At 40.2% G+C, this 14806-nt stretch carries 15 protein-coding genes; 8 read left to right on the top strand and 7 right to left on the bottom strand.

Annotation, left to right across the window (positions count from 1 at the left end; all coding sequences use genetic code 11):
- Positions 1 to 12: 12 nt before the first annotated feature.
- Both MMAH_RS03875 and MMAH_RS03870 read left to right on the top strand, forming a co-directional pair.
- Positions 13 to 1971, top strand: coding sequence for a glycoside hydrolase family 15 protein (locus MMAH_RS03875; protein WP_013037232.1), 1959 nt, complete (start codon positions 13 to 15; stop codon positions 1969 to 1971).
- Between the two features lie 10 nt (positions 1972 to 1981).
- Positions 1982 to 3943 (top strand): amylo-alpha-1,6-glucosidase, encoded by a 1962-nt coding sequence (locus MMAH_RS03870; protein WP_013037231.1) that lies wholly within the window; start codon positions 1982 to 1984, stop codon positions 3941 to 3943.
- A gap of 163 nt (positions 3944 to 4106) precedes the next feature.
- On the opposite strand, the gene MMAH_RS03865 is transcribed toward MMAH_RS03870, so the two are convergent.
- Positions 4107 to 4379, bottom strand: a complete 273-nt coding sequence (locus MMAH_RS03865; RefSeq protein WP_013037230.1) for a DUF1699 family protein — start codon at positions 4377 to 4379, stop codon at positions 4107 to 4109.
- Between the two features lie 189 nt (positions 4380 to 4568).
- Positions 4569 to 4817, bottom strand: a complete 249-nt coding sequence (locus MMAH_RS03860) for a winged helix-turn-helix domain-containing protein (RefSeq protein ID WP_013037229.1) — start codon at positions 4815 to 4817, stop codon at positions 4569 to 4571.
- 197 nt (positions 4818 to 5014) lie between these two features.
- On the opposite strand from MMAH_RS03860, the gene MMAH_RS03855 reads away from it, so the two are divergent.
- The 3 genes from MMAH_RS03855 (at position 5015) to MMAH_RS03845 (ending at position 8347) form a co-directional block, all read left to right on the top strand.
- Entirely contained in the window at positions 5015 to 6151 is a 1137-nt protein-coding gene (locus MMAH_RS03855; RefSeq protein ID WP_013037228.1) for an aldo/keto reductase, read from the top strand.
- Between the two features lie 130 nt (positions 6152 to 6281).
- A complete protein-coding gene (locus MMAH_RS03850) occupies positions 6282 to 7631 on the top strand; it encodes an MATE family efflux transporter (RefSeq protein ID WP_013037227.1) in 1350 nt (449 codons plus the stop codon).
- A 116-nt stretch (positions 7632 to 7747) separates the two neighbouring features.
- Positions 7748 to 8347 (top strand): IMPACT family protein, encoded by a 600-nt coding sequence (locus MMAH_RS03845; protein WP_013037226.1) that lies wholly within the window; start codon positions 7748 to 7750, stop codon positions 8345 to 8347.
- 62 nt (positions 8348 to 8409) lie between these two features.
- On the opposite strand, the gene MMAH_RS10450 is transcribed toward MMAH_RS03845, so the two are convergent.
- The gene (locus tag MMAH_RS10450) at positions 8410 to 8637 is read right to left on the bottom strand and encodes a P-II family nitrogen regulator (RefSeq protein WP_013037225.1); all 228 of its coding nucleotides are present in this window, start codon (positions 8635 to 8637) and stop codon (positions 8410 to 8412) included.
- Between the two features lie 90 nt (positions 8638 to 8727).
- Here MMAH_RS10450 and MMAH_RS03835 point away from each other — a divergent pair, with 90 nt between their 5' ends.
- Positions 8728 to 9174 (top strand): transcriptional regulator protein, encoded by a 447-nt coding sequence (locus tag MMAH_RS03835; RefSeq protein WP_245526249.1) that lies wholly within the window; start codon positions 8728 to 8730, stop codon positions 9172 to 9174.
- 167 nt (positions 9175 to 9341) lie between these two features.
- Here the strand turns inward: MMAH_RS03835 and MMAH_RS10740 are convergent, their stop codons facing one another.
- Complete coding sequence (locus MMAH_RS10740) at positions 9342 to 9467, bottom strand: hypothetical protein (RefSeq protein WP_013037223.1); 126 nt, start codon at positions 9465 to 9467, stop codon at positions 9342 to 9344.
- Between the two features lie 86 nt (positions 9468 to 9553).
- Here MMAH_RS10740 and MMAH_RS03830 point away from each other — a divergent pair, with 86 nt between their 5' ends.
- Entirely contained in the window at positions 9554 to 10222 is a 669-nt protein-coding gene (locus tag MMAH_RS03830; protein ID WP_013037222.1) for an HAD family hydrolase, read from the top strand.
- A gap of 4 nt (positions 10223 to 10226) precedes the next feature.
- Here the strand turns inward: MMAH_RS03830 and MMAH_RS03825 are convergent, their stop codons facing one another.
- Together MMAH_RS03825 and psmB are read right to left on the bottom strand one after the other, a co-directional pair.
- Entirely contained in the window at positions 10227 to 12140 is a 1914-nt protein-coding gene (locus tag MMAH_RS03825; RefSeq protein ID WP_013037221.1) for a beta-CASP ribonuclease aCPSF1, read from the bottom strand.
- A gap of 78 nt (positions 12141 to 12218) precedes the next feature.
- Positions 12219 to 12851, bottom strand: coding sequence for an archaeal proteasome endopeptidase complex subunit beta (gene psmB, locus MMAH_RS03820; RefSeq protein WP_013037220.1), 633 nt, complete (start codon positions 12849 to 12851; stop codon positions 12219 to 12221).
- Between the two features lie 400 nt (positions 12852 to 13251).
- On the opposite strand from psmB, the gene MMAH_RS03815 reads away from it, so the two are divergent.
- The gene (locus tag MMAH_RS03815) at positions 13252 to 14295 is read left to right on the top strand and encodes a phosphate signaling complex PhoU family protein (protein ID WP_013037219.1); all 1044 of its coding nucleotides are present in this window, start codon (positions 13252 to 13254) and stop codon (positions 14293 to 14295) included.
- Positions 14296 to 14311: 16 nt separating this feature from the next.
- Here MMAH_RS03815 and MMAH_RS03810 read toward each other — a convergent pair whose 3' ends face one another.
- On the bottom strand, positions 14312 to 14686 hold the full coding sequence (locus MMAH_RS03810; protein WP_013037218.1) for a hypothetical protein: 375 nt from the start codon (positions 14684 to 14686) through the stop codon (positions 14312 to 14314).
- Positions 14687 to 14806: the final 120 nt, after the last annotated feature.

Here is a 14806-nt window from a genome sequence, read left to right as displayed (position 1 = left end):
GGAGGAACCAGATTGATAAAACAGCCCAACGTCATAGTCGGTAATAATAAATTGCTGGTAACAATGGGTAAGAAGGGAGAACTTGTAACTTTCTTCTATCCCGGCAGGGATTGGGCACAGCATGTAGTTGATTCCCAGGCCTGCATATATGCAGATGGAAAACTGATCTGGTCCAATAATCATGAGTGGACTGTAAAACAGGATTATATGGATGAAACAAATATTGTGAATACCGAGCTTACCCATCCATCTGGCATAAAATTAAAAATCAGGGATTTTGTGCATCCTGATCTGCCTGTTCTTATTCGAAAGTATGAGATATGTTCCCGACAGGAGTTTCATGGCAAGTTATTCTATTACTCAGACCTGCGAGTGGGAGATACCCATGAGAAAAATTCGGCATTCTGTGACGAAGATGCCGATCTGCTGGTACAGTACCGTCATTCCTGTCACCTGGGACTTACATCTGTTCCCCGCTTCAGCCAGTGGCAGGTAGGCAAAGCTTCAGACAGGATATGGTGGACAAACGCAAAATATGATATGGAAGATGGACAGCTTCAGAACAATCCTGAAGACATCGGCAACCTCAACAATGCAATCGGGTGGGACCTGGATCTTAAAGCCGGTGAAAAAAAGACGATTAGCGTCTTTCTGGGAGCGGCTTCTGACAGGACTAAACTTTATAAAAGGATGCGGTTTATTTCAAGTATTCCAGTTGAAAACCTGATGAATAAATCACAGGAACATTGGGCTAAATGGCTCTCAAGGAAAAAAGTGCTCCAATTACCAAAACTCGAAAATGAACCCAAATTCCGTGAATCACTCTATGATATGTATGACCGGTGCCTTCTCTGCCTGAATCTGTTAAGCGACGATTCAAATGGTTCTTTTGTTGCAGCTCCTGAATTCGATCATGATTTTGAGATGTGCGGAGGTTATGGTTTTTGCTGGAACAGGGATTGCGCAGAAGTGGTAATTGCATTCCTGGACGCTTCATATCCGGACTACTGTGACAGATTCTTCAGGTGGTGCAAACAAACCCAGCTTCCCGACGGTTCCTGGTTCCAGAGATACTGGTTGGATGGAAAAGAAGCTCCTTCCTGGGGTAATTTTAAGAGTTCTACCCAGATTGATGAGACTGGCTCCACATTATTTGCGATCGAAAGATATTACCAGACCCTGGAAGGAATCGAAAAACTCGAGTTTTTGGATGAGATGTGGGTTACCGTGTTGAGTGCAGCAGAATATCTAATGAAAAGAACACCTGAAGGTCTACACGAACCCTGCCGGGGTTTATGGGAGACCTACCAGGGTATTTTCATTTATACCAATGCATCCATCTATGCAGGCCTGAAAAGCGCTGCTGTCATGGCAGAGGATTACAGGGAACCAGAACTTGCCCAACGCTGGAGTGAGCGGGCTTTTCTGGTTAAAGATACAACAATCGAAAAAATGTGGATTGCAGAAGGCTATTTTGGGCGGGGTATAATAGATGATTCCCTTGATATTACTGTGGATGCAAGTATGATCGGTACATTTGTCCCCTTCGGGATGCTGTCAGCAGAAGATGAACAGGAAAGGGAAATGATAATCTCAATGATAAATAATGTGGCGGAAAAACTGAAAATCCCGGTTAACGGCCACTTCGGCATAAAGCGCTTCGAAGATGACCACTATATAGGAGGTAATCCCTGGGTAGTAACAACTCTTTGGCTTTCCCGTGCCATGCTTACCCTGGCGGTTTCAGAGAAGATTGGGACTCAGGAGAAAACCAAACTCGTAGAATCAGCCCTGGAATACATTAAATGGTCTATTAGGGGAACAACCTGTACAGGAATGTTACCGGAACAGGTAGATAAGCATACAGGCAGACCTGCATGGGCCATCCCATTAAGCTGGAGCTGTGCCCTTATGATATCAAATATTCTCCTGCTAAATGACTATGAGAACAGCGAAACCATTCAAGAATAAGGTTTAAGGTATGCCGGATATTCCTGAAGATGAGAAAAGTTACGAAAAATTTGCTTCCAGGGAATGGATAGTAACAAATGGTCTTGGTGGCTATGCATCATCCACTGTTATCGGTGCCAATACCAGGAAATATCATGGATTGCTTATAGCAGCCTTAGACGCACCTGTGGAGCGCAAAGTAATTCTTTCCAGCCTGGATGAAGAACTGGAAGTTGGAGGAAAGATATACCGTCTTGCCAGCCACAAATATCCACAAACAATTCATCCGAAAGGATTCCACTATCTTAAAGGATATACAACGGAACCGGTACCTACCTTTAATTATTCCGTCGATAATGTAAGTCTGGAAAAACAGATTTTCATGGTTTATGGAACAAATTCCACCGTTATCAGATACAGTATAAACGGGGAAACAGATAATATCACAATGAGACTTTTCCCGTTAGTTACATACAGGAATTTTCACCAATTAAAAAGATCGGATGATATTACTTTTGGGCAATCAGTCAAAGCTTATAAGGTGATGATTTACAATGGTAAAGACAGTTTTGAATTGAATTCCAACATGGAATATAATCCAAAACCATACTGGTATTACAATTTTGAATATGAAACAGATAGGAAAAGAGGACTGGATTATCAGGAAGACCTTTACAATCCCGGCTATTTCGAGGGCCGGATGGATAAAGATTCAGGACAGGTTTTTTATGTTGTTGTAACAACTTCCGCAATTACTGAAAATTTCAATGCTGAGGAAGAATTCAGGAGAGAAATTTCAAGAAGAAAAAAGGTTTGCCCAGCATTAGACGTTACTGATACATTCATGAAAACTCTTGGATTATCTGCTGATTCTTTTATTGTGAAAAGGCAGACCACATTGTCAGCTTCAGTGATTGCAGGTTATCACTGGTTTGCTGACTGGGGCAGGGATGCAATGATCTCCCTTGAAGGGCTTACACTTGTTACAGGTAGATATGACAAAGCCCGTCAGATACTTTTAACTTTTTCAAAATATTGTTTCAAGGGTTTGATTCCCAACTATTTCCCGGATAGACAAGATGGGGATGCAGGTTATAATACAGTTGATGCTTCCTTATGGTTTGTCCATGCAGTTGGTAGATATTTTGCCTACACAAAAGATCAGGCTTTTGTCAGCAATATCTGGCCTGTAATTTCTGATATTATTGAAAATTACATGAAAGGAACTATAAACAATATTCATATGGATTCTGACGGGTTGATTAGCCATGGACCTCAGCTTACGTGGATGGATGCAAAAATTGGTAGTTTAAATGTGACTCCCCGGGAAGGTAAAGCCTGTGAAATTAATGCTTTATGGTACAATGCTCTCTGTACAGTTACCTGGCTTGCGAAATCAATTGATGTTCCTTCTTCAGACTATAAACAGTTAGCTCATCAAATAAAGGAAAACTTTGCCAAAAAATACTGGAATGCCGATAAATTATGCCTTTATGATTGTATTTTCCCAGAGGATCCAGAAATAAAAGATGCATCTGTAAGACCAAACCAGATATTTGCAATTTCCCTGCCATTTCCCGTACTTTCTGAAGATAAAGCATTCTATGTACTCCAAAAGGTAGCAGAGGATTTATTAACACCTTATGGCCTGCGCACCCTTTCAAAGGCTGACAGTAAATATGTGGGAAAATATGAAGGAGATGCAGTAAGTAGGGATAAGGCCTATCATAATGGGACAGTGTGGCCATGGCTGTTTGGGTTTTTCATCAGTGGTTATTTGAAAGTACATGGAAACTCTGAGAATAGCAGACAATATTGTCGCACTCTTATACTTCGATTTACCGGGCATTTTAATGAAGCAGGTATAGATACCGTTTCTGAAGTTTTTGATGGCGACTCTCCACATAATCCCGGTGGTTGTATTTCGCAGGCATGGAGTGTAGCGGAAATATTACGGGCATATGCGGAAGTTACGACGGGAACTCCTCCCTGAAAACGAATAGAATAATGGAAGAATCCAAGTATTTAAATAAGCTGACAATATGTTAAATTGGAAAAATTAAATTCATTAAAAAATAAATCTCTGTAGATTATACAGAAATTAAAAGATGGATAACTGCAATTTGTGTTGCTTCCAATTTAAATGAAAGTGAAGATTATTTCTCGATAACTTCCATATATTTAATGACCTTAGTTCCCTTCAAATCCCCTTTAAGTAATTCCACTCCCTGCATTTTCAGTATTTTTGGCACGTTTCCCGAAAGGGATTTCATGTAAGAAGGAGGAATCTGGGCTGCTTTGAGATTTGGACAATTTTTGAGTATTTCCAGAATATCTATGTCACTCGGCCTGAACGAAAAGTGTATGAATTTTTCATCTTCGCCCAGTCTGTTAATTTCATTTCTTGAATTCAACATTCTTATTTTCAAATAATATACCCCCACATACAATTTTACAGCATAGATTATAAACTTTATTATTACAATTTCTGAAAACAAAGTTACTTTTTATAAATAATTGTATTGAGGAACTAGTAAAAAAATAGTTCACATTACCATCAATAAGACGGTAATGATTAATAAATTCAATAATTGTAAGATTTTGTATCTGAAGTCATTTCAGCAGGTTGGTGCTTCTAACACCTCTCTGACATCACTCATTTTCTGAAGATAACCTGCCCCCAGGTTTGTAATTATATACCTGTTTGATGCTTTTGCAATTAATCCCTGGTCTATCAGGGCTTCAAGATAATTATCAGCACGATTAAAATTCAGATTTGCTTTATAGACGATAGAAGTTTTTGTTGCTTCTGTTCTCTGTACAACTTTAAGTATGTCTATCATAATTTCGAGTTTACCACGTCTCATGTGTACCACCACTTGCAATTCATAATGAATATGAAATTGCTTGCAATATACTATCTGTGCAAAATTACTATAAATAACTTGTGAATTCTTACAAATGTCATACTCATCATTAGTATGAACTAGAGGTTAGTAATAATCATCAGAACGTATTAGTCAGAATACCAAAGCTTATTATCAACTAAATACCACATTCTGGCATGTTATACCGTACACTTGGAAAAACAGGTGAAAAAGTTTCATCCCTTGGGCTGGGTTGTATGCGGCTGCCCATAATAGACGGTGATTCCGGACACATTGATGAGCAAAGAGCTTGCGAGATAATCCACCATGCCATCGACCAGGGCATAAATTATCTTGATACAGCATATCCCTACCATGAAGGTAAAAGTGAACCCATGCTGGCTAAAGCGCTGCAAAATGGTTACAGGGATAAAGTAAATCTCGCCACAAAAATGCCATCATGGAACATTGAGAGCCGTGAGGACATGGATAGCTACTTTGATGAACAACTTGAAAGACTTGGTACGGATTACGTTGATTTTTATTTAATTCATACTCTCAACCGGGACTTTTGGCCAAAACTTGTGGAACTTGGCTTGTTTGATTTCCTTGATCAGATTAAAAAAGATGGCAGATCCCGTTATGTAGGATTTTCTTTTCACGATGAAGTCTCTTTGTTCAGGGAAATCGTTGATGCCTACTCCTGGGATGTCTGTCAGATCCAGTACAACTACCTTGACATCGATTATCAGGCCGGCTACGAAGGTTTACTTTATGCAGCGTCACAAAACCTTGGAGTGATAATAATGGAACCTTTAAGGGGAGGATGCCTGGCCGATATGGTACCAGACGATATTATGAAAATATGGGACAAAAGTGAAATCAAACGTACACCAGCAGAATGGGGATTACGCTATATCTGGGACCTGGACCAGGTAAGCATGGTCTTAAGCGGCATGAGCAATCTAGAGCAGTTAAAGGAAAATCTAGCAACAGCAAATAAGGCATTGCCAAATTCCCTGACTGAAAAAGACCACGCACTGATACGAGAGGTACGGGAAATCTACTGCGACAAACTTGTTGTTGATTGCACTGGTTGCAGGTATTGTCTGCCCTGTCCTGCAGGTGTGCAGATTCCCCTCAACTTCAAATACCTCAATAATGCTATGCTTTATGAAAATATAGAAGATGCCAGAAGGGCTTACGCATCCCACGTAGGAGAGGAACGTAAGGCATCCAACTGCATAGATTGTGGACAATGTGCAGAGCGCTGCCCACAGGAAATACCCATACCGGAAATGCTTGCAGAGGTTACAAGGTTACTGGAAAAATAAATTCTATTCTTTTAGGGCAGGGACAAATTTGATATAAAAGTTGCGAACCTATTGCTTTTCCTTCCTGATAATGATTATACAGTTGCCAGGAATACATTGGCAAAAGAGACGAATTGAAAGGTAATAGATAATGCCCCATGAACGCAACATAATGCTGGCACAGGAAAATATTGGCAGCCTGATTGTAAAACTGGCAGCTCCGGCCATAGTCGGTCTTGTAGTGCAGGCCATGTATAATCTGGTCGATACTATTTTCATCGGCCGAGGGCTTGGCGAAGATAGTGTTCTGGGAATTGCCGGTATTTCAGTGGCATTCCCGGTACAAATGCTGATGCTGGCAATTGCACTTGGAGTGGGAGTTGGAGGAGCATCAATTATCTCCAGGTCCCTGGGTAGTGGAAAGCAGCAAGTTGCAGAAAAAACTGTGGGCAACATGGCCACCATGGTAACAGTTGCAAGCCTGCTATTCACGGTTGTAAGCCTGGTCTTTATGGAAGAGTTGCTCACCCTCTTTGGTGCCTCTGCCGAAGTGATGCCCTATGCCGCAGACTATACGTATTATATCCTGCTTGGAACGGTTTTTTTCACCTTTTCAGCTGCCATGAACAACTCGATCCGTGCCGAAGGAAACACTTCGTTTGCAATGCTTATTATGGTCATATCCAGTGTTGCCAACATTTTGCTAGATCCTCTTTTTATCTTTGAATTTGGAATGGGCATAAAAGGTGCTGCTATTGCAACGGTTATCTCGCAGATAATAGGCACTATAATGGTATTCTACTATTATGCCTCCGGAAAAGCCACAGTTCCATTCAGTTTAGCCTCCCTGCGCCCTGACATGTCAATAGTAAACGAATCAACGTACATCGGCATGTCAGAATTCCTTTTCAACGTGGTGGAAAGCGGTCTTTTCCTCATTTTCAACCAGAGCTTGCTCTACTATGGCGGCGATGTTGCAATTGCCGTATTTGGCATTATAATCAAGGTATTCATGTTAACCCTGATGCCGGTTATAGGTATTAAACAGGGGATACAACCAATCTTTGGTTTCAACTACGGAGCAAACCAGATGCAGCGTGTGAGGAGGACAATTTCCCTTTCTACCTACCTGGCCACAGGGCTCAGTCTGATTTTTGCAATAGTCGTTTTTATCATACCCGAACAAATCATAGGTGTTTTCAGCAATGACCCCGCCCTTATAGAGATGGGCGTGCCTGCAATCAAGATATGTTACATAATGATGCCTTTTATCGGAGCACAGATTGTAGCAACAGCCCTTCTACAATCGCTGGGCAAATCCAAGGAATCCCTGTTTGTGACTCTTTCACGACAGGTTATATTCCTCCCACCCCTATTGATCATACTACCCATGTTTTTCGGCCTGACCGGTATATGGCTATCTCTTCCAGTTTCAGATTTTCTTGCATTCGTGGTGGCTGTGGTCTTCCTTCACAGGGAATCAAACAAACTGGAAAATTGATCTCTTGTTGCAGATTCAATATTTATTGAATCATTAATTACATATGAACAAAAACCACTAATCGATTATGGTTTATAGGGGAAGAATGCAATGAAAGAGCAAACCCAAGTGATTTAATGTCTATTATAAAAACGATACATGGCAATGGATTAGCGTTAAAAGAATTTAAAAAATCCAGATTTATAGGCAATGTATTTCCGGTTGCAGACGAAACTGAAGCAAAAAGTTTTGTGGAAGACATCCGACAAAGGTATCCCGATGCAAACCATAATGTGTTTGCATACCGTATCACAGGTGACGGAAACCTGATCATGAAATATGATGATGACGGAGAGCCTTCAGGAAGCTCTGGCAAACCTGTTTTCAGAGTCCTTGAACTGAAAGGACTTGATAATGTTGTAGTGATAATCAGCCGGTATTTTGGCGGAATCAAACTTGGATTTGGCGGACTATCCCGTGCTTACAAACAAACTGCTATTGAGGCTATAGATGATGCCGGTATTGTTGAGCAGAGCTCCACAAAAGAAATGAAAGTTGTAGTGGACTACGGTAATATGCAATTTGTAAAACATATGCTTGAAAATTGTGCCACAATCCTGGATGAACATTATTCTGATGTGGTGGAAATAGTAGTTGCTGTTGCAGAAGACAAAATTGATGAATTGGAAAAACTGATTAATGAAAAAATTCCAGATACTCAGATAATCCGACTTTAAAAGAAAAAAAGTATCCGGGCATTAACCGAATACCATATCTTCCTCGTCCCTTACATCTGCTATCATCTCGATAGGAGAGACGAATATTTTCCCGTCTCCTGCTTTACCGGTCCTGCCTGCTTTTTTATCGTAGATATCACTCTCAAAACATCATTTTCATCCAGGACCATATCAATCTGTATCTTAGAGATAAGATCCACTTCTGTTTTCTTACCCCTGTACTGGAGATGAATGTCTTTTTGGGCCCTTTCCCACTTACTTTCGTAATGGTCATGGCGACAAATCTTCATTCAAAATTATTTTATCATTAAACTGGATTCATGAATACCAATTTTACGAAAAATATATAAACCATGTGTAATATAGTAACTTCTATACTAGTGGTGGTATCGAAGAAAAATATTCCAATTACCTTTGGGTATGATTCTTCGACAAACGGTATGAAAGGAAGGATTAAGATGTATATGACAAGAATAAACGAGTCAGACGAAGAGATGATTGAAGCATTTAGAGGCCTTGGAGTTTCACGAAACCTGGCAACTACTATTGCTTACTTAAAAAATGTTGACGAAGCTTCATCTCTGGATATTGAGATGAATACAGGATTGAGACAACCTGAAGTAAGTGTTGCAATGCGCTCTATGAGAAAGAATAACTGGATAGAAGAAAGCAGCAAAAAACTAAACGGCAAAGGAAGGCCTACAAAGATTTACAGTCTTGCAGCTCCTCTCAACAAGATCGTCAGACATTTTGAAGAGAAAGTGAAAGAAGAGAACGATGCAAGGCTCACCCTCGTCAATAGGCTGAGATCGCTTTCCAAAGAGTGATTTTTTTATTTAATAGATAGGCAACCGGCCTATTGGTGGCCGGTTGGACCTTTTTTGAATCAATAATTTTTCTTGATATCTGTCAAGAATGTTCAACTACTTTTCCAGGCCATCCTGAAATGCAGAAAACAGACTGCAAAAGGGATAACCTCACATCAAAAAAGATTTTATTCCGGAAATTCATCACCTTCCGTTTTAAGGTCATCCAGATTTTCCTGAATGAGTTTTTCCTCAAGATTTTCATTTTTTTTCGCACCCTTTCTCTCTGTATCCCTTTTGTTGAACTTAGACATGCGAATTCACCATAATAACATGTGACCTGTATCGTTATAATCTTTTCGAACAACCTTTTAATAAGCTAAAATAGTACTCAAACCTGATGGATAAAACTGCAATACCTGAAAATATAGAGGCGATCATATCAGATGTCGATGGAGTACTGGTAGATTCGATGTCATTCCATGCACAAGCCTGGAAAACTTCATTCAAAGAAGCAGGGATAGATATCGAAAAAGAAGAAATATACATTCTCGAAGGATCAAATCACAGAGGAATTATAGAAAAAATATTTGAAAAGCAAGGAATGGTGCCTGATGAAGAGGATATTGAGCAGATACATAAACGGAAAAAAGAACTTTTTTTTAAGAACCAGAAAGCATATGTATTTGATGGAATGGATGAAACTTTCAAATCCCTTCAAACAAAGTTCAAACTTGCAGTCGTCTCAGGTTCTGACCGTGCCATTGTAGAAACGCTGATGGGAAAATTCTACCCCAAAATATTCAATACAATTATTGCAGGAACAGATGTAGAGAAAGGCAAACCTGATCCAGAACCTTATTTGACTGCTGTGGAAAAGCTTGCAGTACAAAAAGATAAATGCATTGTCCTGGAAAATGCACCCTTAGGAGTTGAAGCTGCAAAGAATGCAGGATTGTTTTGCATTGCAGTTCCAACCTATGTAAGTGCTGATCTTCTCAAAAAGGCAGATATTGTTGTAAGAGACCACAGAGAACTTGTAGAATACCTCTGCAGCCTCCTTGATTAAAGCTTTATACCAGTCTTATTGTTTCCAGATTGGTAAGAGCTCTTGTTTCAATTTTCTTTCTTTTATGGATAGAACTTGCAAGATCTATGCACGACCTTTCATCACCGTGCTCTGTGAAAACACGTTCTGGTTGTGGCTTCATGCGCTTGAAGAATTCCATGAGTTGCTTGCGGTCAGAGTGGCCGGAGAAACCATCCACAATTTCAACATCCATGTTCATTAGCACGGTTTCTGAACCCTTACCTCCGGAAGACAGAGGGATTTCCTTCCAGCCTTTCTGGATACGGCGACCCAGAGTCCCATCGGCCTGATAGCCAACAAACACTAAAGTATTCCTTTCATTAGGTGCAAAGGCTTTGAAATATTCCATAACCGGTCCACCACTCATCATACCGGAAGTAGACAGGATCACACATGGATGTGGATTTTCAATAATATTTCTCCTGAGTTCATTAGAATCCACGGGTTTGAAACATTCAGAGAGGAATGGATTCTGTCCTTTCTGGAAAATCAGGCGTCTCAGGTCATTGTTCAGGTATTCCGGGTATGTAGCATGGATTGCAGTTGCCTCCCATATCATACCATCGAGATAAACCGGCACTTCATCAATAATACCTTTCCTGATAGCTTCCTCTATGACAATCATAACCTCCTGGCTTCTTCCCACAGCAAATGCAGGAATAAGCACAACACCCTGCCTATCTATAGTTTCCTTGATAATTCTTTGCAGGTTCTTTTCGGCATCTTTCAATGCAGGCTGCATAGAATTGGAGGCACCATAAGTTGATTCTGTAATAACGGTCTCAACACGGGGGAACTTGTTTACTGCAGGATTGAAAAGGCGTGTAGGGCCATACTTGAAATCGCCGGTTATTACTACATTATGCAAACCATCCCCTATATGGAAATGGGATACTGCAGATCCAATAATATGGCCTGCATTGTGGAAGGTAAGTTTGATGTCAGGTGCAATATCAGTCACTTCTTCATATTCCAGCACGATACTGTGCTTTAGTGCATTACGCACATCAGCAGATTCGTATGGGATTCGTTTTCCATCTTTGGCGGCCACATCGATAAAGTCCAGTTCAAGCAGAACCATCAGGTCCCTGGTCGGATGGGTACAATAAATTGGTCCATCATAACCATATTTATAGAGAAGAGGCACCAGACCCTGGTGGTCAAGGTGTGCATGGGTAATAACTACCGCATCAATCTGATTTAGTGGCTGTACTTCAGGAATGTAAAGATAAGGAGTCATGTCATCGTCAGAACCTACATTGACACCACAATCGATCATAATCTTGGATTCCGGAGTGGAGAGCAGGAAACAACTTCTACCAACTTCACGACAGCCACCAAGAGATGTAAGACGTACCCATTGGTCCTTGGAAGTACATTCCCTGTGAATCTTCCTTCCGATTGTTTTAAGGATATCCTTTCTATCGGAATGGTTCTTTTTCATGAATTCCCGTATATTTTTCACAGTACGGGACTTTATCGGGGGAGTCCTGACAACTTTAGGGGTCCAGCCTACCTTCTTGGTAATTTCACGAAGGGTTTCCCCATGTTTGCCTATTACAAGGCCGGGTTTTTCCGCCTCAATTATCACTTCCCCGACATCCGGAGCAAAATCATAATTTGTAACTCCCGAATCCTCGGGAACAGTTTGGTTAATAAGGTCGATAGATTCTTCTGGTGCCAAAAGTACTTTTGGATCAGGACGAACAACTATTCTGGTCCTTAGACTTTTGGCCAGGGTTCGTACAATATTTCCGTTATCAGCAAACTTACGGGGCTCTTCTGTATATACTACAAGTTGAGGACCCTCAAATTCTACATTTGAAATCGTAGTGCCAGCCGGAAGATTCTTCTCGATTTTTTTCTTTAATCCTTCTAGGATATCTTCTATGACCATTAAAAATGCCTTCCTGTATTATAAAAAAGTAGGAAATATGGGTAATAGTGTTTTAAAAAATAAGATGAATAGGATAGCTTATTTCAGGTTTTCAAGTATTTTGTCCACCTCTCCAGTCTCAATTCTTTTGTAGCCATCCGCGGTTATTTTGACTACATCGATACCATTACCAGAAGCTGAATCCCTTTTCATGGCATTGTAAAGAGCACGGACTGCAAGTTCCATACCCTCATCGACATTGATGCCCTCATGATAGCGGTCTTCAAGAACACCATAAGCCATCGGTGAACCAGAGCCCGTAGCAACGGCCTTTGTTTCCTCAATATTTCCACCCATCGCATCGAGTGAGAATATGGCAGGTCCATTCTTATCCACGCCACCTACAAGGAGTTGTACCATTAAAGGGAAATAGCGTTGCCCACCAAGGATATTGGAGAGTAAAGTTGTGAGGCCTTTGATGGTTATTGATTCCTGTCTCCTCATTTTATAGAGTTTGGATTCCACACTAATCATCCGCACAAGCTGCTGGGCATCACCTACCGAGCCAGCAGTGGTCATCCCGACCAGGTCATCGATCTGGTAAATCTTCTTTGCGGTTTTGCTGGCTATGAAGTTGCCCATAGTTGCCCTTTTTTCAGTGGCAAGAACAACTCCATCACTGCAAACTATGCCTACAGTGGTTGTGCCTTTTAAATGCTTGTCATTATCCATCAGTATACCTCAGCAAAAAACGAGAAATCAATTTGTAAAAACACACCTATGGTATAGGGTAATACAGTAGATGATTGGCAATTTAGCTATATAAGGGTTTCTGTTGAGAAGATATTGGACAATTAATTAAGTTCATTATATAAAGAAAAAGCCATTGTTATTTATCAACAACGACTAGGTTCCCATAAATGCAGCTTTTATTTTTATTAATGAAAATACATAAACAAAATATCCGTATATAGTATATATTGATAAAATATATAATTCACTAACCATATGAATAAGACATTGAAATATTTCTAACCAACACTAACAACACACGGGCAAATCAACCATTATACAAGAAACATCTACTTCTGTAAACTAGACAAACCATATTCATGAAACTTAAAGGAAAATTATGTCTGAAAGAAGAAAAGTACAACTGACGGGAGGCTCCACCTTCATAGTATCGCTGCCCATAAACTGGGTGAGAGGAGCCGGCCTTGAAGCTGGAGATAGCGTAATCCTTGCACCACAGAATAATAGCTCACTCCTGATATCCTCTGATACACTCAACAAGAATAAAAGATACGAAACTAAAATTGAAATTAATCGTCTGATCCCCAAAAAAGGAAAAATGTATAACCAGCCTCCTGTAGCCGAACCGGAAGACATTTTCAGGATACTTGTATCCCATTACCTTGCTGGTTATGATATAATCAAGATGGAGTCAAAAGAAGGATTCAGTGCAGCAGATCGTAAATTCATAAAAGATGCGTCCCGCAAAAGGCTTGTAGGCCTTGAAGTTGTGGAGGAAAGCCATCATGAACTTGTACTGCAAAGCCTGCTCAACTACAGAGATCTTTCCCTTCATAGAGCTCTGCAAAATATGTCCGGCCTACTAACATCAATGTTACGTGACATAATGGAAGCAATTGAGAAAAATGATAAAGAAATCGCCCAGGATATAATACTCAGGGATAATGAGGTCGACAGGTTTTACCTTTTAACTGTAAGACAGTTGAAAGCAGCCATTGAAGACCGCAACCTTTCAGAAAAGATTGGTATCGAAAGACCCCGGGAGTGCCTGGGCTATCGGCTTGTTACTAAAAGCATGGAAAGAATCGGAGATCATGTGGTCAGGATTGCAAAGAATATGATTGAAATGGAAAATGAAGTGGAGCCCGATGACCCCATATTCAAGATGGCAGAAGATGTCCAGACTATCTTCAAGCAATCCATAGCCCTGCTTTCAAATCTCGATCCCATGGAAGCAAACATGGTCATAAAGAATGCAAAGAATATTTCCCGGGAAGGTAATGCATTATACAAAAACAAAAATACAGACACCAACTCACATCAATTTGGCTTCATTGTGGAAAGCCTGCAAAGGATTGCTGAATACAGTGGAGATATCGCAGAAATTTCCATTAATATGAGTACAACGGATTTGAACATATAATTTACTTTTTTAGCAATTAAACGATCAAACTGGTTTGGGTAAGCATAACCATCAAGTTGTTTACTACAAGTACAATACCCAAAAAAGCAATCGCAAATTTGGACGAATTCCACAGAAGTGAGCTCCAGGATAAGCCGGATTGACTGATGAGTTTGTAGTTCAAATAAACTATCACAATAAAGAGAAGTTTCAAAAACAAAAAGGCCCCGGGACCAAACTCCGCCAGTACAAATGCTATAAATCCGTTTTGCTCAACCCCAAAGTTCAAGGCTCCCATGGTGGTCAGGAAGTCCCCGAAGACATAGAATAGGATAATGTATTTGATGTCAGAAAGGAAAACAAACAAATCCTTTCCTGAATACTCGACGGTAGATGAATCCGGGAATTCCATAAATGAAAGTGTGTATGTACATCAGTATTAACTTGATGTCCACATATTAAATAAAAATGTTCATAAATATTACATCAAAAACCATAAAAACAATTGAGCACACACGTATAGCCATACATA

Source organism: Methanohalophilus mahii DSM 5219, from assembly GCF_000025865.1.
In the GTDB taxonomy this organism is placed as follows: Archaea; Halobacteriota; Methanosarcinia; order Methanosarcinales; family Methanosarcinaceae; genus Methanohalophilus; species Methanohalophilus mahii.
This window is presented reverse-complemented; position numbering and strand designations above follow the sequence as displayed.